Here is a 20,581-nt window from a genome sequence, read left to right as displayed (position 1 = left end):
GCACTGGCAGCCTCGGATCGCCCACTTGATGCCCGTCCCGCGTGAGTCTTGCCCCGCGGCGGAGCGTCACGTCCGCCACGCGCGATCGTGTAGCAGTCTCTGAGCGCCGTGAAGCGACCGATGTGGGTAGGCCGTCGGTTGCGCTTCGCTCCCCTAGAAGATTTCCAGCATTGCGCTCCACGCGCACCGTCCGCCGACGCCTCACAGAGATGAGCGCGCCCGGTTGACCCACCGAGTCGTCCGAACATGAACGCACCTCAAGTTTTCGATCCGCACGGGGCCGCCACTGCGGTGGCCGCCGATCCCGAAGCGCGTCTGCGCGAAATTCCCTATAACTACACGTCGTTTTCCGACCGCGAAATCGTTATCCGTCTGCTCGGCGACGAAGCCTGGGCGGCCCTGGCCGAACTGCGCGCGGAACGCCGCACCGGCCGCTCGGCACGGATGCTGTACGAAGTGCTCGGCGACATCTGGGTCGTACGCCGCAATCCTTACCTGCAAGACGACCTGCTCGACAATCCGAAGCGCCGCGCGCTGCTGATCGAGGCGCTGCATCACCGTCTGAGCGAGATCGAGAAGCGCCGTCGCGCCGATCTGGTCCAGCACGGCGATGAAGCGGGCATCGATCGGGCCGCCCGCGTTGAAACACTGGTGGCCGCTGCACGCCGCGCTGTCGACGATTTCGAGAGCGAATTCCAGAAGACCTTCGATCTGCGCCGTCGCGCGACCAAGGTGTTGGGCCGCGTCACGGAAAAAGACAACATCAAGTTCGACGGCTTGTCCCGCGTCTCGCACGTGACCGACGCGACCGACTGGCGCGTCGAGTACCCGTTCGTCGTGCTGACGCCGGATACCGAGGCCGAGATCGCCGGCATGATCAAGGCATGTTTCGAGCTCGGTCTGACGGTGATCCCGCGCGGAGGCGGCACGGGCTACACAGGCGGCGCGGTGCCGCTCACGCCGTTCTCGGCCGTCATCAACACCGAAAAGCTCGAACAACTTGGCGCGGTCGAGATGACCGAACTGCCGGGCGTCGAGCGCAAGGTGGCGACGATTTTCTCTGGTGCGGGCGTGGTCACCCGCCGCGTGACCGAAGCGGCCGAGCAGGCCGGCTTCGTGTTCGCCGTCGATCCGACTTCGCTGGATGCATCCTGCGTCGGCGGCAACGTCGCGATGAACGCGGGCGGCAAGAAAGCGGTGTTGTGGGGCACGGCGCTCGACAACCTCGCCTGGTGGCGCATGGTCGACCCGGAAGGGAACTGGCTCGAAGTCACGCGTCTGGACCACAACCTCGGCAAGATTCACGACATCGAAGTCGCGCGTTTCGAGCTGAAGTGGTTCGACGGCAACCACGCGCCGGGCGAAAAACTGCTGCGCACGGAAGCGCTCAACATCAAGGGCCGCGTATTCCGTAAGGAAGGTCTCGGCAAGGACGTGACCGACAAATTCCTGGCCGGTCTGCCGGGCGTGCAGAAGGAAGGCTGCGACGGCCTGATCACGTCGGCGCGCTGGGTGCTGCACAAGATGCCGGCGCATACGCGCACGGTCTGCCTCGAGTTCTTCGGTCAGGCCCGTGAAGCGATTCCGAGCATCGTCGAGATCAAAGACTATCTGTTCGAAACGTCGAAGCAGGGCGGCGCGATTCTCGCCGGCCTCGAGCATCTGGACGAGCGCTATCTGCGCGCGGTCGGTTATGCGACCAAGAGCAAGCGCAACGCGTTTCCGAAGATGGTGCTGATCGGCGACATCGTCGGCGACGATGCGGACGCGGTGGCGCAAGCGACCTCGGAAGTCGTGCGCATGGCCAACGGCAAGAGCGGCGAAGGTTTCGTCGCCGTCAACGCCGAAGCACGCAAGCGTTTCTGGCTCGACCGCAGCCGTACCGCCGCGATTGCCAAGCACACCAACGCGTTCAAGATCAACGAAGACGTGGTGATCCCGCTCAACCGGATGGGCGAGTACACCGACGGCATCGAACGCATCAATATCGAGCTGTCGATAAAAAACAAGCTGCAACTGGTCGACGCGCTCGAAGCGTTCTTCAAAGGCGGCAAGCTGCCGCTCGGCAAGAGCGACGACGCCAACGAGATCCCGAGCGCGGAGTTGCTCGAAGATCGCGTGCAGCAGGCGCTCGATATGCTGAAGAAGGTGCGCACGCGCTGGGAATTCCTGCGCGACAAGCTCGATCTGTCCTTGCGCGAGGCGCAGCACTATCTGGTCGGCCTCGGCTACGAAGGGCTGGCGGAGAAGTTTGCCGATCGCGCCGACGCGCAGCCGGATGCGACCGTGTTCCATATCACGCAAGACCGTACGGTGCGCGTGTCGTGGAAGGCGGAGATCCGGGCCGAGTTGCGTCAGATCTTCAACGGCGGCGAATTCAAGCCAATCCTCGAAGAAGCCCAGGCGATCCACAAGCAGGTCCTGCGTGGCCGCGTGTTCGTCGCGCTGCACATGCACGCGGGCGACGGCAACGTCCATACGAACCTGCCGGTCAACTCCGACAACTACGAGATGCTGCAGGACGCCCACACGGCGGTTGCGCGCATCATGAAGCTGGCGCGTTCGCTCGATGGCGTGATTTCCGGCGAGCATGGCATCGGCATTACGAAGCTCGAATTCCTGACCGAGGAAGAGATCGGCGAATTCCGCGCGTACAAGCAGCGCGTTGATCCGCATGGCCGCTTCAACGCGGGCAAGCTGCTCGAAGGCGCCGACCTGCGCAACGCCTACACGCCGAGCTTCGGCCTGATGGGCTACGAATCGCTGATCATGCAGCAGTCCGACATCGGCGCGATTTCCGAGTCGATCAAGGACTGTTTGCGTTGCGGCAAGTGCAAGCCGGTGTGCGCGACTCACGTGCCGCGCGCGAACCTGCTGTACAGCCCGCGCAACAAGATTCTCGCCACCTCCTTGCTGGTCGAGGCGTTCCTGTACGAAGAGCAGACCCGCCGCGGCGTGTCGATCAAGCACTGGGACGAGTTCAACGACGTCGCCGATCACTGCACCGTCTGTCACAAATGCGTGACGCCGTGCCCGGTGAAGATCGACTTCGGCGACGTGACGATGAACATGCGCAACCTGCTTCGCAAGATGGGCAAGAAGAAGTTCAATCCGGGCAACGCGGCCGGCATGTTCTTCCTGAACGCCACCAACCCGCAGACCATTAACCTCGCGCGCACCGCGATGATGGGCATCGGCTACAAGGCGCAGCGTCTCGGCAACGACGTGCTGAAGAAGTTCGCGAAGAAGCAGACGGCGCACCCGCCGGCGACGGTCGGCAAGCCGCCGGTCACGCAGCAGGTGATCCACTTCATGAACAAGAAGATGCCGGGCAATCTGCCGAAGAAAACAGCGCGTGCCTTGCTCGATATCGAGGACAACAAGATCGTCCCGATCATCCGCAATCCGAAGACGACCACCGCCGACACTGAAGCGGTGTTCTACTTCCCGGGCTGCGGCTCCGAGCGGCTGTTCTCGCAAGTCGGTCTGGCCACGCAAGCCATGCTGTGGGAAGCGGGCGTGCAAACGGTACTGCCACCGGGCTACCTGTGCTGCGGCTACCCGCAGCGCGGCTCGGGCCAGTTCGACAAGGCCGAGCAGATCGTCACGGATAACCGTGTGCTGTTCCACCGCGTCGCGAATACGCTGAACTATCTCGACATCAAGACGGTGGTGGTGTCGTGCGGTACGTGTTACGACCAGCTCGCCGGCTACGAATTCGAGAAGATCTTCCCGGGCTGCCGGATCATCGACATCCACGAGTTCCTGCTCGAGAAGGGGATCAAGCTCGAAGGCGTGAACGGCGTGCGCTACATGTATCACGACCCGTGCCACTCCCCGATCAAGACGATGGACCCGGTCAAGCTCGTCAATCAGCTGATGGGGTCGGAGAACGACGGCTACAAGATCGAGAAGAACGATCGCTGCTGTGGCGAATCCGGCACACTCGCGGTGACGCGCCCGGACATTTCGACGCAAGTCCGTTTCCGCAAGGAAGAGGAAATGCGCAAGGGCGCAGCGAAGCTCCGTGGTATTCCTCTCGTAGCTGAGGTGGGGGCGAATGGGATCAACGCGGCCAATGCGTCGACCGGCGCGGCGGGTGCGCCGAACGGCTCCGTGCTCAAGGCGGGCGACGGGCCGCAGCCGAACGGCGCCACGGAGGTGAAGATCCTGACGAGCTGCCCATCCTGCCTGCAAGGCCTGTCGCGCTACAACGAAGATGCGGGCACCGAGGCGGACTACATCGTCGTCGAAATGGCACGTCACGTGCTGGGCGAAGACTGGATGGCGGATTACGTCCAGCGGGCGAACAATGGCGGTATCGAGCGCGTGCTGGTTTAATGGCACGACTGACGATTTTTGCCTGAGGACGACGATGGACTGCGTTTTTTGCCGTGAAGATGGCGGCGATGTGCTGTGGCAGGACGACACCCTGCGTGTCGTCCTCGCCGACGAACACGACTACCCGGGCTTTTGCCGGGTGATCTGGAACAAGCATATCGCTGAGTTTTCCGATCTCGCCGAGACCGACCGCGATCGCGTGATGCGGGCCGTGTATGCGGTCGAGCGTGCGATCCGGCGCATTCTCCAGCCGGTGAAGGTCAACCTGGCGAGCCTCGGCAACCAGGTGCCGCACGTGCATTGGCATGTGATACCGCGTTTTTCGAACGACGCTCATTTCCCGCTGCCGATCTGGGCGCCGCGCCAACGCACGGTGTCCGAAGCCATGCTGTCGTCGCGCCGTGCGCAAGCTACCCTGCTGCGCGAAGCTGTGCGGCAAGAAATCGAACAGGCGTTTGGCTGAGCGCCGCCGAACCAGCCGCTTCGCGCCAGTGCCCCGACGGGCCAATCCCCCAAGGGACCTCCTGCGGAGCGGAAAGCTTGGGGCTGCTCTGCTTTTTGTTATGAGGTCATCATGAGTGGATTGACTCCCGATACCCCGGTGCCGACCGGCGTGGTCGTGCATTCCAAATCGCGCGTGCTCGAATTGCAGTACGCAAACGGCGAAACGTATCGCCTGCCGTTCGAACTGCTGCGCGTGTATTCGCCGTCGGCAGAAGTGATGGGCCACGGGCCCGGCCAGGAAACTTTGCAAACCGGTAAACGCGACGTCACGATCACCATGATCGAAGGCGTCGGCAACTATGCGGTGCAGCCGACTTTCTCCGACGGACACGCCACCGGCATCTATTCCTGGGACCTGCTGTACGACATGGCCGTCCGTCAGGATGAACTCTGGCGCGACTATCTCGCCAAACTGGCAGCGGCCGGCGTCGACCGCGATGCCCCGATGGCGCCAGCCGGTGCTGCGCACGGGCACTGTCACTGATACGATTCGCCCTGGTCGCCGCGCTGATGCGGCGCAACATTTCAGAATACGCGAAAGGACGAGCGCGATGAGCAAAACCCACTTCGGCTTTCAATCGGTCGACGAACAGGAAAAAGCGCAGAAGGTGGCGGGCGTGTTCCACTCGGTCGCCTCCAACTACGACTTGATGAACGACCTGATGTCGGGCGGGTTGCACCGGGCGTGGAAGATGTTCACGATCGCCCAGGCCAACGTCCGGCCGGGCTTCAAGGTGCTTGATATCGCGGGCGGCACGGGCGATCTGTCGAAGGCGTTCGCCAAACAGGCGGGTGAAACCGGGGAAGTCTGGCACACCGACATCAACGAGTCGATGCTGCGCGTGGGCCGCGATCGCCTGCTGGACAAGGGCGTGATCACGCCGGCGCTGCTGTGCGATGCCGAGAAAATTCCCTTTCCGGACAATTACTTCGACGTAGTGACGGTGGCATTCGGCTTGCGCAACATGACGCACAAGGATGTGGCGCTCGCCGAGATGCGGCGGGTGTTGAAGCCGGCAGGCCGTCTGCTGGTGCTGGAGTTCTCGAAGGTGTGGGATCCGCTAAAAAAGGTCTACGACGTCTATTCTTTTAAAGTGTTGCCGTGGCTCGGCGACCGCTTTGCGAAAGACGCCGAGAGCTACCGCTACCTCGCGGAATCGATCCGGATGCATCCGGATCAGGAAACTTTAAAAACAATGATGGAACAAGCGGGCCTGGACGGCGTCAAATATTACAATTTGTCAGCTGGCGTGGTAGCTTTACATGTGGGGACCAAATACTAGGGTTCCTAACCCATCGATTTTTAAAGGAAAGTACGAAAATGTCCGATTCAGGTGTGTTATCTCCCCGTAAGGTTACGAGGTCATTGGTGAGAAGAATCGGACTGATCGCGATGGTCGGTCTAATCATGGCCGGCTCTCTCGCCTCGCTCGATGCGGAAGCCCGCCGCATGGGCGGCGGCCGTAGCATTGGCCGTCAGTCGAACACGGTTCAGCAACAGTCGACCCCGTCGCAACCTTCCCAAAGCAATCAGGCCATGCAGCAGCGCGCGCAGCCGGCACCGGCGCCCGCGCCGACTCCCGCCGCAACGCCTAATCGCTCGCGCTGGCTTGGGCCGATCGCCGGTCTTGCGGCTGGTCTTGGTATCGCGGCGCTGCTGTCGCACTTCGGTCTGGGCGGCGCGTTCGCCGGCGCTATGGCCAACATCATCGTGATCGCGGTCATCGCGATGATCGGCATCTGGCTGATCCGCCGCTTCATGGGTCGTAAGCGCGATACGTCGCAACCGTCGTACGCGGGTGGCGCACCGTCGCTGAATGCGGGCGGCACCGGCTATACGCAGGAGCCGCGTTACAACGCTCCGCCCACCGGCTCGTACCTCGAACCGCAAGGCAACCCGCTGACTACGCCGTCGATCAACGCTGCCCCGGCCGTGCCGGCCGGCTTCGATTCGGAAGCGTTCCTGCGCAACGCGAAGGTGTACTTCGTGCGCCTGCAAGCTGCGTGGGACGTCGGCAACACGGAAGACATCCGCGAATTCACCACGCCGGAAATGTTCGCCGAAGTGAAGGTCGATCTGAACTCGCGCGGTGCCGAGTCCAATCAGACCGACGTGGTGCAACTGAACGCGGAGCTGCTGGGCGTTGAAGAACGTGCAACCGAATACTTCGCCAGCGTGCGCTTCTCCGGTTTGATCCGCGAATCGGCGGGTGCCGCGGCAGAGCCGTTCGTCGAGGTCTGGAACCTGACGAAGGCGAACCGCCCTGGCGAAGGCTGGCTGCTGGCCGGCATTCAGCAGGTGGCGCAGCACTGAGCCAGCAGCGGGGCAGGGCCGGGACAGCCCTGCTTGCCCTGATTTTGCACAAAGCATTGGCCGTTCGGCATAGCAAGCCGCGAAGCGAACGGACGTTACAATAGGAACCCGCGCGGGCACCTCGCCCGCGCGGGTTTTTTCTTGCCACTTTCAATGACCCTCGCCGCCAAGCCCTTCGCTGCTGCTGTCAATCATCTGCTCGCCCGCGAATCGTGGGCTCGCGAGCGCCTCGCCCCTTACGCGGGCAAGACCGCCAGACTGTCCTGTCCGCCAGTCGTGCTGATGCTGCTGGTGCAACCCGACGGCTACCTCGGCGCGGTCGACGAAACCGATGCGCAACAGTTCGATGTGACCATCTCGGTGCCGTCCGATGCGCTGCCTGCCTTCATGCAAGGCGGCCAGGCCGCCGTGATGAAGCACGTGAAGATCGAAGGCGACGCCGAGTTTGCGACCGTGATCGCCAAGCTCGCCGAGCATCTGCGCTGGGAGCCCGAAGAGGATCTGGCGAAGCTGATCGGCGACGGTCCGGCATGGCGGGTCGCGTCGGTCGTGCGCACAGTCGGCGAACATGCGCGGCGTACCGGGCGCAATCTGCTCGACACTGCCGCCGAGTATCTGCTCGACGAAAACCCGCAACTGGTGCGCCGCGCCGCGTTGGAAGACTTCAACGTCGAACTGGCCCGCGCCCGCGATGCTTTGGCGCGCGTGGAAAAGCGCATCGAGCGTCTTGAACAGAAGGTCGAAGCCCGCGGCGCAGATGCGCCGGGCGGCGCCGCCACGTTGCGCGGCACGCGCTAGTCATCGGGCACAACTATGCGTTTTCTGCGTTTCCTCAAGATTTTCTTCACGGTCATTCGATTCGGTCTCGACGAGATGATGCTCAGCCGCGTCAACGACCGGCGTGTGCGTCTGCTGCTACGTATCACTACCATCGGCCGCAAGTTCGAAGCACCTCCGGGTGTGCGTTTGCGGCTCGCGCTCGAAAGCCTCGGGCCGATCTTCGTCAAGTTCGGCCAGGTGCTGTCCACGCGGCGCGATCTGCTGCCGGTCGATATTGCCAATGAGCTGGCCAAGCTGCAGGATCAAGTGCCGCCGTTCGATTCGGCGGTGGCGATCGGGCTGGTCGAGAAGTCGCTCGGCGCACCGGTCGACGTGCTGTTCGACGATTTCGAGCGGGTGCCGGTGGCGAGCGCGTCGATCGCGCAGGTTCACTTTGCCAAGGTGAAAGCAGGGCAGCACGCGGGCAAGTCGGTCGCCGTGAAGGTGCTGCGGCCGAACATGTTGCCGGTGATCGATTCCGACCTGGCCTTGCTGCGCGACATCGCCGTCTGGGCCGAGCGTTTATGGGCCGACGGCAAGCGCCTGAAGCCGCGCGAGGTGGTCGCTGAATTCGACAAGTATCTGCACGACGAACTCGATCTGATGCGGGAGGCGGCGAACGGCAGCCAGCTGCGCCGCAACTTCGCCGGGCTCGATCTGCTGCTGGTGCCGGAAATGTACTGGGAGTTCTGCACGCCCACCGTGCTGGTGATGGAGCGCATGGTCGGCGTGCCGATCAGCCAGGTGGAGACGCTGCGCGCGGCCGGCGTCGATATTCCGAAACTGGCGCGCGAAGGCGTCGAGATTTTCTTCACCCAGGTGTTCCGCGATGGTTTTTTCCACGCCGATATGCACCCGGGCAACATTCAGGTGAGCCTCGATCCGGCGCACTTCGGCCGCTATATCGCGCTCGACTTCGGCATCATCGGCGCACTGTCGGACTTCGATAAGAACTACCTCGCGCAGAACTTCCTCGCTTTCTTCAAGCGTGACTACCACCGTGTCGCCACGCTGCATCTGGAGTCCGGCTGGGTACCGCCTACGACTCGGGTCGAGGAACTGGAAAGCGCGATCCGCGCAGTTTGCGAGCCCTATTTCGACCGCGCGTTGAAGGATATTTCGCTCGGCCAGGTGCTGATGCGCCTGTTCTCGACTTCGCGCCGCTTCAACGTGGAAATCCAGCCGCAACTGGTGCTGCTGCAAAAAACCATGCTGAACGTGGAAGGGCTCGGCCGTTCGCTCGATCCTGAGCTGGACTTGTGGAAGACCGCCAAACCCTATCTCGAACGCTGGATGAACGAGCAGATCGGTCTACGCGGCTGGTACGAGCGGCTGAAGATCGAAGCCCCGCAGTGGAGCAAGACACTGCCGCAGTTGCCGCGCCTGATTCATCACGTGCTGGCTCAGCGTCACGACCACACGCGCGGCGTGAACGACGACATGATTCGCCAGATTCTGCTCGAGCAGAAGCGTACCAACCGGCTGCTGCAAGGCTTGCTGCTATTCGGCGTGGCGGTGGGTGTCGGCGCGGTGCTGGCACGGGCGTTTCTGGCGTTCGCCTACGGCGGGTGATCCCGAACCTGATTCCTACGAGGCATCCCATGAGCGACCCGAACCCGCCTTCCGCACCCGACTTCGCGACCCGCGATCCCAACTCGCCCGAGTTCTGGGACGAGCGCTTCGAACGCCATTTCACGCCGTGGGATCAGGCGGGCGTGCCGTCGGCGTTCCAGTCATTCGCTGGCCGGCACAGCGGCGCCGCCGTACTGATTCCCGGCTGCGGCAGTGCCTACGAGGCGCTCTGGCTGGCGCAACTAGGCAATCCAGTCCGGGCGATCGATTTCTCGCCGGCTGCCGTGGCGGCAGCGCACAAGCAATTGGGTGCGCAGCATGAGCAACTGGTCGAACAGGCTGACTTCTTCACGTACGAACCGCCGTTCACGCCGGCATGGATCTACGAGCGCGCGTTCTTTTGTGCGTTGCCGGTGGAGCGCCGTGCAGACTACGCGCAACGGATGGCCGAGTTGTTGCCGGCTGGTGCGTTGCTGGCGGGTTTCTTTTTCATCGGCGCGACGCCGAAAGGGCCGCCGTTCGGCATCGAGCGCGCTGAACTCGACGCGTTGCTCATGCCGCACTTCGATCTGATCGAAGATGAAGCCGTGAACGACTCGATTCCCGTCTTTGCTGGCCATGAGCGCTGGATGAGCTGGCGCCGTCGTGCCTGAGCGCGTCGCCGCCGCGTTTGACGGCGGCTCGGGCCGCACTTGATTCGATAGCGGCCGCCCCCATTTACGTGAACCGCGGCTGCGCCTGGCGTTTGTCCCCGAAAATCGCGGGTGACTAGCCATATGCGGCTATAATTCAAGGCTTTGCAAGCGTTTACAAGATTTCAGTAGGGAAAAGTTCATGCCGATCTACGCTTATCGTTGCGAGTCATGCGGCTTCGGGAAGGACGTGCTTCAGAAGATGAGCGACCCCCAGTTGACGCAGTGTCCCGAGTGCGGGAAAGACACCTTTCGCAAGCAGGTGACAGCAGCCGGTTTCCAGTTGAAGGGCTCCGGCTGGTATGTGACCGATTTCCGCGGCGGTAACGGCGGCGCGAGCGCGCCGGCCAAGCCCGACGCGAACGGCGGCTCGAATGCGAATTCGGGCGAAAACGCTGCAGCCGGGAACGGCGGCGCGGCGAATTCCGACACGGCTCCGGCCAACGGCACGGCCGCCGCCGCAACGCCTGCCGCAGCCGCCACGCCTGCTGCCGCACCCGCCGCTTCGGCCAGTTCGAGCGGTTCCGGCAGCGCCTAGTAGCATGGCCGCCCTTATGGGCGGCGCACACGCCGCGCGTCGGGTATCGGCTTGCGCGGCTTTCTGGCGGTACACATGACGACGAAAAAAACGACGCTCAAATCGGTGTTCCTGACTGGCCTGCTGGTGCTGGTGCCTCTGGCTATCACACTGTGGGTGCTCGGCCTGATCATCGGCACGATGGACCAGACGCTATTGTTGCTGCCGACCTCATGGCAGCCGGAGCGCGCGCTCGGCTTCCGTTTGCCGGGCCTCGGCGCGGTGCTGACGCTGGCGTTCATCTTTGTCGTCGGGCTGTTGACGCAAAACTTCATCGGGCAGAAGCTCGTGAAGTGGTGGGAAGTCGTGGTCGCTCACATTCCGGTGGTCGGCCCGCTCTACACCAGCGTCAAACAGGTGTCGGACACCTTGTTGTCGAGCAGCGGCAATGCGTTTCGCAAGGCGCTCCTGATCGAGTACCCGCGCCGCGGTTCCTATACGATTGCGTTTCTGACCGGCATTCCGGGCGGCGACGTGGTCAATCACCTGAAAGAAGATTACGTCAGCGTGTATGTGCCGACTACGCCGAATCCAACGTCCGGCTTCTTCCTGATGGTGCCCAAGAGCGAAGTGATCGAACTCGACATGACGGTCGACGCTGCGCTCAAGTACATCGTCTCGATGGGCGTCGTGGCGCCGTCCGCGCCGCCGGCGCCGGTGCGCCGCACGACAGTCGAGCCTCCGCTGTAATGCCGGCGCGCAGCGTTTATCGCCGCGCGCCGTCCAACCAATGCAAAACGAAAGACAAACATCATGTCGATGAGATCTGAATACTGCGGTCTGGTGACCGAAGAACTGCTGGGCCAACCCGTCTCGCTGTGCGGTTGGGTAAGCCGCCGCCGTGACCATGGCGGCGTCATCTTCATCGACCTGCGTGACCGCGAAGGCCTCGTTCAGGTCGTCTGCGATCCGGATCGCGCGGAAATGTTCAAGACTGCCGAAGGCGTCCGGAACGAGTTCTGCCTGCAGATCAAGGGCGTGGTTCGCGCCCGCCCGGAAGGCACCACGAACGCCTCGCTGAAGAGCGGCAAGATCGAAGTGCTGTGCCACGAGCTGATCGTGCTGAACCCGTCGATCACGCCGCCGTTCCAGCTCGACGACGACAACCTGTCGGAAACCACGCGCCTCACGCACCGTGTGCTCGACCTGCGCCGTCCGCAGATGCAGCACAACCTGCGTCTGCGTTACCGCGTCGCGATCGAAGTGCGCAAGTATCTGGACTCGCTGGGCTTCATCGACATCGAAACGCCGATGCTCACCAAGAGCACGCCGGAAGGCGCGCGCGATTACCTCGTGCCGTCGCGTACCAACCCGGGTCAGTTCTTCGCATTGCCGCAATCGCCGCAGCTGTTCAAGCAGCTGCTGATGGTCGCTAACTTCGATCGCTACTACCAGATCGTCAAGTGCTTCCGCGACGAAGACCTGCGCGCTGACCGTCAGCCGGAATTCACGCAGATCGACTGTGAAACCTCGTTCCTGTCGGAACAGGAAATCCGCGATCTGTTCGAAGCGATGATCCGTCACGTGTTCAAGGAAACGATCGGCGTCGAACTGGCCGAGAAATTCCCGGTCATGGAGTATTCGGAAGCGATGCGCCGTTTCGGTTCGGACAAGCCGGATCTGCGCGTGAAGCTCGAATTTACCGACCTGACGGACGCGGTTAAAGACGTCGACTTCAAGGTGTTCAGCACGCCGGCCAACACGAAAGACGGTCGCGTCGCGGCGATCCGCGTGCCGAAGGGCGGCGAGCTCTCGCGTGGCGATATCGACAGCTACACGGAATTCGTGCGCATCTACGGCGCGAAGGGCCTCGCGTGGATCAAGGTCAACGAAGTGGCGAAGGGCCGTGACGGTCTGCAAAGCCCGATCGTCAAGAACCTGCACGACGAAGCGGTCAAGGCGATCATCGAGCGCACCGGCGCGCAAGACGGCGACATCATTTTCTTCGCGGCGGATCGCGCGAAGGTGGTGAACGACAGCCTGGGCGCGCTGCGTCTGAAGATCGGTCATTCGGAATTCGGCAAGGCCAACGGCCTGGTCGAATCCGGCTGGAAGCCGTTGTGGGTGATCGACTTCCCGATGTTCGAGTACGACGAGGAAGACAACCGCTACGTCGCCGCGCATCACCCGTTCACGAGCCCGAAGGACGAGCACCTCGAGTATCTGGAAACGGATCCGGCGCGCTGCCTCGCCAAGGCCTACGACATGGTGCTGAACGGCTGGGAAATCGGCGGCGGTTCGGTGCGTATTCACCGTGAAGAAGTGCAGAGCCAGGTGTTCCGCGCGCTGAAGATCGGCGCGGAAGAAGCGCAAGCCAAGTTCGGTTTCCTGCTCGACGCGCTGCAATACGGCGCGCCGCCGCACGGCGGTATCGCATTCGGTCTGGACCGCATCATCACGATGATGGCCGGCGCCGATTCGATCCGCGACGTGATCGCGTTCCCGAAGACGCAACGCGCGCAGTGTCTGCTCACGCAGGCGCCGAGCGAAGTGGACGAGCGCCAGTTGCGCGAGTTGCACATCCGTCTGCGTCAGCCGGAACCGAAGGTCTAAGCGGGATCGAACTAACGCTGTCTGAAAACGACAGCTGGAAGCAGACGAAAAAGGCGCGTGATGCGCCTTTTTCGTTTTTTGCGTTACAGTCGCAGCAACCGGTCTCGACCGCTTATTGGACCATTCGCCGACATGTACCGCGCAAGCGTTGCGCCCAGTCTTTACGCCATGCCGAAACCGCCGAAGATCCCGCAATCCGTACTCGTCGTCATCCATACGCCCGCGCTCGACGTGCTGTTGATCCGGCGTGCCGATCATGCAGATTTCTGGCAATCGGTGACCGGCTCGAAAGACCAGATCGATGAACCCTTTGTCGAGACGGCGACGCGCGAGGTGGCGGAGGAAACCGGCATCGTGATCGGCAGTACGCTCGTGCCGCACAGTGCGTTGTTCGACTGGCAGTACTCGATCGACTATGAGATCTACCCTCAGTTCCGGCATCGCTATGCCGAGGGCGTGATCCACAACACCGAGCACTGGTTCAGTCTGGAAGTGCCCGAGCAGCTCGAAGTGACGCTCGCGCCGCGCGAGCACACCGCGTTCCTGTGGCTGCCCTATGAAGAGGCGGCCTCGCGCTGCTTTTCGTCGTCGAATGCCGACGCGATCCTGCAATTGCCGAAACGGCTCGCTGGGCGCCTGAATGGCCAGCCCGAGGAGCGTGCCCGGTGAGCGTCGGCGGCGCGCGCCGTTTCGCGCGACTCCGGCAAGCGCTGCTCGGCCGCCGCTACTGGCAGCGCTACCGCTTCACCAGCGGCAACGAGGTCAAGCTGCTGCGTTCCGGCGAAGAGTACTTCGCCACGCTGATCGAGCGCATCGACGCGGCGCAAAGCGACGTGGTTCTCGAAACCTATATTTTCTGTGACGACAGCGCGGGCCGGGCCGTCAGCGCGGCTTTGCTGCGCGCAGCCTCGCGCGGCGTGAAGGTGCGCGTGATTACCGACGGCATCGGCACCGAGCGCCTGCCGATGTTCAACGAATGGCCGCTCACTGGCATCGACCATCGTATCTACAACCCGCATCTGTTCGGGCGTTTCGGCTTCTCGCGTACGCACCGCAAGATCGCGGTGGTGGACGATCAGTTCGGCTACTGCGGCGGCATCAACATCGTCGACGATTACGAGAACAACGGCGAGAAGCTGCCTTACCGGCGCTGGGATTTCACGGTGGAATTGCAGGGGCCGGTGGTCGCCGATATCCGCCAGGCGTTCGAGGTGCAATGGCGGCGGATCCATCTCGGGCATCGGCCCCTGGATTCGCTCGGGCCTGATCTCGGGCCGAAGACCATGGCGTCGCTCGGCACGCTGCGCCGCCGGCGCCGCAATCGCAACGAGGCGCTCTGGGCCGGCGGGCTGCCATGCGTGGCCTTCGTCGCGCGCGACAACCTGATCAACCGCCGCGCCATCGAAAAGGCGTATCTGACCGCGATCGGCCAGGCCCGCAGCGAAGTCTTGCTGGCCAACCCGTACTTTATGCCGGGCCGCAAGCTGCGGCGCGCGCTGGTGTTCGCGGCGCGGCGCGGCGTCGACGTGAAGCTCATCATCGGGCGCAAGGAGTTCAAGGCGCTCGATTACGCCGTGCCGTTCCTGTATCGTGCGCTGCTCAAAGCCGGCGTGCAGATCGCCGAGTACGAGAAAACCATGCTGCACGGCAAGGTCGCGGTGGTGGATTCGAACTGGGGGACGGTCGGCTCGTCGAACCTCGACGCGTTGAGCCTGATGCTCAACAACGAAGCCAACGTGGTGCTGGTGAACGACCCGTCGATCGGCGCGCTGCGCGAAGCGATCGTCGCCGCGTTCAAGGAATCGCGCCGGATCGACGAGGCGCGCTATGATGCCCGTCCGGCGGGCGAGCGCTTGCTCAACTGGCTTGCCTACACGACCTATCGGGCGGTAATGAAGCTATTAACGGTGGGTGGCTATGACTAGCTCATCGACACCTCGCACATAACGGCAAGGGCACAGCGTCAATGAAAGGGACAAAAAGAAGGCAAACGCCTCTAAAAAATCTCCTTCCTCTGATTGACGGATGCCGCAGAATTGAAGCCGGGTTAGAAACCGGTTTCTAATAAAGTCCTTGTTTCGCGGACGGTCGCACACAATAATAGTACGGCCGTTCGATTTTCTTTCGGTCACATTAGAACGGTAAAAAGCTATGCGAAAAGGCGAACAAACACGAGTCGCGATTCTCGAAGCAGCACTTGATCTGGCAAGCCGCGACGGACTGGAAGGTCTGACGATTGGATTGCTGGCCGAGCGCATGCAGATGAGCAAAAGCGGTGTGTTCGCGCATTTCGGGTCGCGCGAGGATTTGCAGGTCGAAGTCGTGCGCGAATACCACCGTCGTTTCGAAGACGAGGTGTTTTTCCCGAGTTTGCGTGAGCCTCGTGGATTGCCGCGCTTGCGCGCGATGATTTCCCGCTGGATCGAGAAACGCATTCAGGAAGTCACCACGGGGTGCATCTACATCAGCGGCGCCGTCGAGTACGACGACCGCGGGGACAACCCGGTGCGTGAACAACTGGTGTCGAGTGTAACGATCTGGCGTGCGGCGCTCACGCGGGCAATTTCGCAGGCGATGGAAGAAGGGCATCTGCGCGCTGATACCGATCCGCAGCTGATGCTGTTCGAACTGTACAGCTTCACGCTCGGCCTGCATCACGACGCGCGCTTCCTGCATCTGCCGGACGCAGTGCGTCTGACGTGGGCCGCGCTGGAAAAATTGATTGTTTCGTATCAGAGCGAAAGCCGTTAGCAGAGCCGCCGAAATCAAGCAGATTCAGCGGCGCTGAAAGATCCGATCCACGGACTCAGCTAACGGCCTCGCTCCTTGTCAAACTTGGGAGAGAGTCATGGGACAGTACGCCGCGCCGCTGCGCGACATGCAATTCGTGTTGCACGAGCTGCTTAACGTCGAAGCCGAGATCAAGCAGATGCCGAAGCACGCGGATCTCGATGCGGACACGATCAACGCCGTGCTCGAAGAGGCCGGCAAGTTCTGCTCCGAAGTGCTGTTCCCGCTCAATCACAGCGGCGACCAGGAAGGCTGCACGTATGTCGGCGACGGCGTCGTGACCACGCCGAAGGGCTTCAAGGAAGCCTACAAGCAATACGTGGAAGCCGGCTGGCCGGCACTCGGCTGCGATCCGGACTACGGCGGCCAGGGCCTGCCCGCGTTCGTCAACAACGCGCTGTATGAAATGCTGAACTCGGCGAACCAGGCGTGGACGATGTACCCGGGCCTGTCGCACGGCGCGTACGAATGTCTGCATGCGCACGGCACACCGGAACTGCAGCAACGTTACCTGCCGAAGCTGGTTGCGGGCGTCTGGACCGGCACGATGTGTCTGACCGAGCCGCACTGCGGCACCGACCTCGGCATCCTGCGCACCAAGGCCGAACCGAACAGCGACGGCTCGTACGCGATCAGTGGCACGAAGATTTTCATCTCCAGCGGCGAACACGATCTCGCGGAGAACATCGTTCACCTGGTGCTCGCGCGTCTGCCGGATGCGCCGAAGGGCACCAAGGGCATCTCGCTCTTCATCGTGCCGAAGTTCGTGCCGAACGAAGCGGGCGAACCGGGCGAGCGCAACGGCGTGAAGTGCGGTTCCATCGAACACAAGATGGGCATTCACGGCAACGCGACCGCGGTGATCAATCTGGACAACGCGAAGGGCTGGCTGGTCGGTGAGCCGAACAAAGGCTTGAACGCGATGTTCGTGATGATGAACGCCGCGCGTCTGGGCGTTGGCATGCAGAGCCTGGGCCTGACCGAAATCGGCTATCAGAACTCGCTGGTGTACGCGAAAGAGCGTCTGCAAATGCGCTCGCTGACCGGCCCGAAGGCGCCGGAAAAAGCCGCCGACCCGATCATCGTGCATCCGGATGTGCGCCGCATGCTGCTCACGCAGAAGGCCTACGCCGAAGGCGCGCGCGCGTTCTCGTACTGGTCCGCGCTGCACATCGACAAGGAACTGTCGCACGCCGACGAATCGGTGCGCAAGGAAGCCGCGGATCTGGTCGCGCTGCTCACGCCGATCCTGAAGGCATTCCTCTCGGACAACGCGTTCGAGAGCACCAACCACGCCATGCAGATCTACGGCGGCCACGGCTTCATCACCGAGTGGGGCATGGAGCAATACGTGCGCGACGCGCGTATCAACATGATCTACGAAGGCACCAACGCGATTCAGGCGCTCGACCTGCTCGGCCGCAAGATTCTCGGCGACATGGGCGCGAAGATGAAGAAGTTCGGCAAGCTGGTGTCGGATTTCGTCGAAGCCGAAGGCGTGAAACCGGAAATGCAGGAGTTCATCAACCCGCTCGCCGACATCGGTGACAAGGTGCAGAAGCTGACGATGGAAATCGGCATGAAGGCCATGCAGAACCCGGACGAAGTCGGCGCTGCCGCCGTGCCGTATCTGCGTACCGTGGGCCACCTGGTGTTCTCGTACTTCTGGGCGCGCATGGCACGTATCGCGCTGGACAACGAAGCATCGGGCGATCCGTTCTACAAGGCCAAGCTCGCGACCGCACGCTTCTACTTCGCGAAGCTGCTGCCGGAAACGGCCATGACGATCCGTCAGGCACGCGCCGGTTCGAAGTCGATGATGGACGTCGAAGAGTCGCTGTTCTAAGACACACACTTCACGGCAAGCGCCACGCCCTCAAGAGGCGTGGCGCCTTCCACCGCCACAAGTCACACATCGCGAAACATAAGAGACACCTTCGCGACACCGCATAACTCCCCGGAGGAACGACGTGAGCAATCTGATCATTCGCAAGGTAGCCGTGCTCGGCGCCGGCGTGATGGGCGCGCAGATCGCAGCGCACCTGATCAACGCCAAGGTGCCCGTGCTGCTGTTCGACCTGCCTGCAAAAGAAGGCCCGAAGAACGCGATTGCCCTGAAGGCGATCGAGAATCTGAAGAAGCTGTCGCCCGCGCCGTTCGGCGTGAAGGACGACGCGCAATACATCCAGCCCGCGAATTACGACGACGACATCGAGAAGCTCGCCGAGTGCGACCTCGTGATCGAAGCGATCGCCGAACGCATGGACTGGAAGCACGACCTGTACAAGAAGGTGTCGCCGCATATCGCACCGAATGCGATCTTCGCGACCAATACGTCGGGTCTGTCGATCACGGAACTGTCGAACGGTTTCTCGGATGAACTGAAGGCGCGTTTTTGCGGCGTGCACTTCTTCAATCCGCCGCGCTACATGCACCTGGTCGAACTGATCCCGACCGCAACGACGCGTCCGGAAATCCTCGACCAACTCGAATCGTTCCTGACGAGCGTGGTCGGCAAGGGCGTCGTGCGCGCGAAAGACACGCCGAACTTCATCGCCAACCGCGTCGGTATTTTCTCGATCCTCGCCGTGATTACCGAAGCCGCAAAGTTCGGTCTGCGTTTCGACGAAGTGGACGACCTGACCGGCTCACGTCTGGGCCGCGCGAAGTCGGCAACGTTCCGCACGGCTGACGTGGTCGGCCTCGACACGATGGCGCACGTCATCAAGACGATGCAGGACACGTTGAAGGACGACCCGTTCTTCCCGGTCTACGAAACGCCGGCCGTGCTGGCTGAACTGGTGAAGAAGGGCGCGCTCGGTCAGAAGACCGGCGGCGGCTTCTACAAGAAGGAAGGCAAGGCGATCAAGGTGCTCGACCCGAAGACGGGCACGTATGTCGACGGCGGCGCGAAGGCCGACGAACTGGTCGGCCGCATTCTGAAGCGCCCGCCGGCAGAGCGTCTGAAGCTCCTGCGCGAATCGGAGCATCCGCAAGCGCAATTCCTCTGGTCGATTTTCCGCGACGTGTATCACTACATCGGCGTGCATCTGGAATCGATCGCTGACAACGCACGTGACGTCGATCTGGCCATCCGCTGGGGCTTCGGCTGGAACGAAGGTCCGTTCGAAGGCTGGCAGACGGCCGGCTGGAAGCAGGTCGCCGAATGGGTGCAGGAAGACATCGCGGCAGGCAAGGCGTTGTCGAACGCGCCGCTGCCGTCGTGGGTGCTGGAAGGTCCGGTTGCTGAGAAGGGCGGCGTGCATACGAACGAAGGTTCGTGGTCGCCGGCTTCGAAGACTTTTGTGCCGCGTTCGTCGCTGTCGGTCTACGACAAGCAGGTGTTCCGCGCACCGCTGGTTGGCGAAACGTCGGCTGATCCGAAGACCTACGGCAAGACGCTGTTCGAAACCGACGCCGTGCGCGCGTGGGTCGACGACCGTGCTGGCGAGAACGACGTCCTGATCGTGTCGTTCAAGAGCAAGATGAACACGATCGGACCGTCGGTGATCGACGGTCTGACGCAAGCCATCGAACTGGCCGAGAAGGACTACAAGGGTCTGGTCGTGTGGCAGCCGACGTCGCTGAAACTCGGCACGCCGGGCGGCCCGTTCTCCGCAGGTGCGAACCTCGAAGAAGCCATGCCCGCGTTCATGATGGGCGGCGCGAAGGGCATCGAGCCGTTCGTGAAGAAATTCCAGCAAGGCATGCTGCGCGTGAAGTACGCGAACGTGCCGGTCATCTCGGCTGTGTCGGGCATCGCGCTCGGCGGCGGCTGCGAGCTGGCGCTGCATAGCGCGAAGCGTGTCGCGCACATCGAAAGCTATATCGGCCTGGTGGAAGTCGGCGTGGGTCTGGTGCCGGCGGGCGGCGGTCTGAAGGAAGCGGCACTGCGCGCGGCGGAAGCCGCGACAGCAGCCGGCGCGACCAACGACCTGCTGAAGTTCGTGCAGAAGTCGTTCGAAAACGCGGCAATGGCGAAGGTTTCGGCCTCGGCGCTCGACGCCCGCGCAATGGGCTATCTGAAGCCGTCCGACACGATCGTCTTCAACGTGTTCGAACTGCTCGACATCGCGAAGAAGGAAGCGCGCGCGCTGTCCGCCGCGGGATACCGTCCGCCGCTGCGTGTCACGCAGGTGCCGGTGGCCGGCCGCTCGGCGATCGCAACCATCAAGGCATCGCTCGTCAACATGCGCGACGGCCGTTTCATCAGCGAGCACGACTACCTGATCGCCAGCCGCATCGCGGAAGCGGTGTGTGGTGGTGACGTGGAAGCGGGCAGCCTCGTCGACGAAGAATGGCTGCTCAAACTAGAGCGTCAAGCGTTCGTCGATCTGCTCGGCACGCAAAAGACGCAGGAACGGATCATGGGCATGCTGCAAACCGGCAAGCCGGTGCGCAACTAAGCGAGGAGCCTCA

16 protein-coding genes are annotated in these 20,581 nt (G+C 62.5%); all 16 read left to right on the top strand.

Annotated elements, in window-relative coordinates:
* Positions 1 to 246: 246 nt before the first annotated feature.
* The 16 genes from M0D67_RS08260 to M0D67_RS08185 all read left to right on the top strand — a co-directional run bounded on the left by M0D67_RS08260 (position 247) and on the right by M0D67_RS08185 (position 20,568).
* The gene (locus tag M0D67_RS08260) at positions 247 to 4,341 is read left to right on the top strand and encodes a DUF3683 domain-containing protein (RefSeq protein WP_266238503.1); all 4,095 of its coding nucleotides are present in this window, start codon (positions 247 to 249) and stop codon (positions 4,339 to 4,341) included.
* A 34-nt stretch (positions 4,342 to 4,375) separates the two neighbouring features.
* A complete protein-coding gene (locus M0D67_RS08255; protein ID WP_171926263.1) occupies positions 4,376 to 4,804 on the top strand; it encodes an HIT family protein in 429 nt (142 codons plus the stop codon).
* A 111-nt stretch (positions 4,805 to 4,915) separates the two neighbouring features.
* Complete coding sequence (locus M0D67_RS08250; protein WP_171926264.1) at positions 4,916 to 5,329, top strand: gamma-butyrobetaine hydroxylase-like domain-containing protein; 414 nt, start codon at positions 4,916 to 4,918, stop codon at positions 5,327 to 5,329.
* Between the two features lie 67 nt (positions 5,330 to 5,396).
* Complete coding sequence (gene ubiE, locus M0D67_RS08245) at positions 5,397 to 6,128, top strand: bifunctional demethylmenaquinone methyltransferase/2-methoxy-6-polyprenyl-1,4-benzoquinol methylase UbiE (protein WP_153137354.1); 732 nt, start codon at positions 5,397 to 5,399, stop codon at positions 6,126 to 6,128.
* 38 nt (positions 6,129 to 6,166) lie between these two features.
* Positions 6,167 to 7,159 (top strand): Tim44 domain-containing protein, encoded by a 993-nt coding sequence (locus tag M0D67_RS08240; RefSeq protein WP_171926265.1) that lies wholly within the window; start codon positions 6,167 to 6,169, stop codon positions 7,157 to 7,159.
* A gap of 153 nt (positions 7,160 to 7,312) precedes the next feature.
* Positions 7,313 to 7,957, top strand: coding sequence for an SCP2 domain-containing protein (locus M0D67_RS08235; protein WP_171926266.1), 645 nt, complete (start codon positions 7,313 to 7,315; stop codon positions 7,955 to 7,957).
* 15 nt (positions 7,958 to 7,972) lie between these two features.
* On the top strand, positions 7,973 to 9,550 hold the full coding sequence (gene ubiB, locus M0D67_RS08230) for a ubiquinone biosynthesis regulatory protein kinase UbiB (RefSeq protein WP_171926267.1): 1,578 nt from the start codon (positions 7,973 to 7,975) through the stop codon (positions 9,548 to 9,550).
* A gap of 29 nt (positions 9,551 to 9,579) precedes the next feature.
* Complete coding sequence (locus M0D67_RS08225) at positions 9,580 to 10,203, top strand: methyltransferase domain-containing protein (protein ID WP_154560521.1); 624 nt, start codon at positions 9,580 to 9,582, stop codon at positions 10,201 to 10,203.
* Between the two features lie 181 nt (positions 10,204 to 10,384).
* Positions 10,385 to 10,780, top strand: coding sequence for an FmdB family zinc ribbon protein (locus M0D67_RS08220; protein WP_266238492.1), 396 nt, complete (start codon positions 10,385 to 10,387; stop codon positions 10,778 to 10,780).
* A 75-nt stretch (positions 10,781 to 10,855) separates the two neighbouring features.
* Positions 10,856 to 11,509: a DUF502 domain-containing protein gene (locus M0D67_RS08215; RefSeq protein WP_093646478.1), complete on the top strand. Its 654-nt coding sequence runs from the start codon at positions 10,856 to 10,858 to the stop codon at positions 11,507 to 11,509.
* Between the two features lie 63 nt (positions 11,510 to 11,572).
* Positions 11,573 to 13,372 (top strand): aspartate--tRNA ligase, encoded by a 1,800-nt coding sequence (gene aspS / locus M0D67_RS08210; RefSeq protein ID WP_154560523.1) that lies wholly within the window; start codon positions 11,573 to 11,575, stop codon positions 13,370 to 13,372.
* 168 nt (positions 13,373 to 13,540) lie between these two features.
* On the top strand, positions 13,541 to 14,041 hold the full coding sequence (gene nudB / locus M0D67_RS08205; RefSeq protein WP_154560591.1) for a dihydroneopterin triphosphate diphosphatase: 501 nt from the start codon (positions 13,541 to 13,543) through the stop codon (positions 14,039 to 14,041).
* Entirely contained in the window at positions 14,038 to 15,297 is a 1,260-nt protein-coding gene (clsB, locus tag M0D67_RS08200; protein WP_168435696.1) for a cardiolipin synthase ClsB, read from the top strand. The genes nudB and clsB overlap by 4 nt, the downstream gene beginning before the upstream one ends.
* Before the next feature lie 226 nt (positions 15,298 to 15,523).
* Entirely contained in the window at positions 15,524 to 16,123 is a 600-nt protein-coding gene (locus tag M0D67_RS08195; RefSeq protein WP_046566835.1) for a TetR/AcrR family transcriptional regulator, read from the top strand.
* 97 nt (positions 16,124 to 16,220) lie between these two features.
* Positions 16,221 to 18,008 carry an acyl-CoA dehydrogenase C-terminal domain-containing protein gene (locus tag M0D67_RS08190; protein WP_154560524.1) on the top strand — a complete coding sequence of 596 codons (1,788 nt, stop codon included), beginning with the start codon at positions 16,221 to 16,223 and terminating at the stop codon, positions 18,006 to 18,008.
* 124 nt (positions 18,009 to 18,132) lie between these two features.
* Positions 18,133 to 20,568 carry a 3-hydroxyacyl-CoA dehydrogenase/enoyl-CoA hydratase family protein gene (locus tag M0D67_RS08185; protein WP_168435697.1) on the top strand — a complete coding sequence of 812 codons (2,436 nt, stop codon included), beginning with the start codon at positions 18,133 to 18,135 and terminating at the stop codon, positions 20,566 to 20,568.
* Positions 20,569 to 20,581: the final 13 nt, after the last annotated feature.

It is taken from the genome of Paraburkholderia sp. SECH4, assembly GCF_030511745.1.
GTDB lineage: Bacteria > Pseudomonadota > Gammaproteobacteria > Burkholderiales > Burkholderiaceae > Paraburkholderia > Paraburkholderia madseniana.
This window is presented reverse-complemented; position numbering and strand designations above follow the sequence as displayed.

What these genes read in the sequence shown, in the direction of transcription:
- M0D67_RS08260 (WP_266238503.1), top strand. Translation starts at nt 247, where the DNA reads ATGAACGCACCTCAAGTTTTCGATCCGCACGGGGCCGCCACTGCGGTG.
- M0D67_RS08255 (WP_171926263.1), top strand. Translation starts at nt 4,376, where the DNA reads ATGGACTGCGTTTTTTGCCGTGAAGATGGCGGCGATGTGCTGTGGCAG.
- M0D67_RS08250 (WP_171926264.1), top strand. Translation starts at nt 4,916, where the DNA reads ATGAGTGGATTGACTCCCGATACCCCGGTGCCGACCGGCGTGGTCGTG.
- ubiE (WP_153137354.1), top strand. Translation starts at nt 5,397, where the DNA reads ATGAGCAAAACCCACTTCGGCTTTCAATCGGTCGACGAACAGGAAAAA.
- M0D67_RS08240 (WP_171926265.1), top strand. Translation starts at nt 6,167, where the DNA reads ATGTCCGATTCAGGTGTGTTATCTCCCCGTAAGGTTACGAGGTCATTG.
- M0D67_RS08235 (WP_171926266.1), top strand. Translation starts at nt 7,313, where the DNA reads ATGACCCTCGCCGCCAAGCCCTTCGCTGCTGCTGTCAATCATCTGCTC.
- ubiB (WP_171926267.1), top strand. Translation starts at nt 7,973, where the DNA reads ATGCGTTTTCTGCGTTTCCTCAAGATTTTCTTCACGGTCATTCGATTC.
- M0D67_RS08225 (WP_154560521.1), top strand. Translation starts at nt 9,580, where the DNA reads ATGAGCGACCCGAACCCGCCTTCCGCACCCGACTTCGCGACCCGCGAT.
- M0D67_RS08220 (WP_266238492.1), top strand. Translation starts at nt 10,385, where the DNA reads ATGCCGATCTACGCTTATCGTTGCGAGTCATGCGGCTTCGGGAAGGAC.
- M0D67_RS08215 (WP_093646478.1), top strand. Translation starts at nt 10,856, where the DNA reads ATGACGACGAAAAAAACGACGCTCAAATCGGTGTTCCTGACTGGCCTG.
- aspS (WP_154560523.1), top strand. Translation starts at nt 11,573, where the DNA reads ATGTCGATGAGATCTGAATACTGCGGTCTGGTGACCGAAGAACTGCTG.
- nudB (WP_154560591.1), top strand. Translation starts at nt 13,541, where the DNA reads ATGCCGAAACCGCCGAAGATCCCGCAATCCGTACTCGTCGTCATCCAT.
- M0D67_RS08195 (WP_046566835.1), top strand. Translation starts at nt 15,524, where the DNA reads ATGCGAAAAGGCGAACAAACACGAGTCGCGATTCTCGAAGCAGCACTT.
- M0D67_RS08190 (WP_154560524.1), top strand. Translation starts at nt 16,221, where the DNA reads ATGGGACAGTACGCCGCGCCGCTGCGCGACATGCAATTCGTGTTGCAC.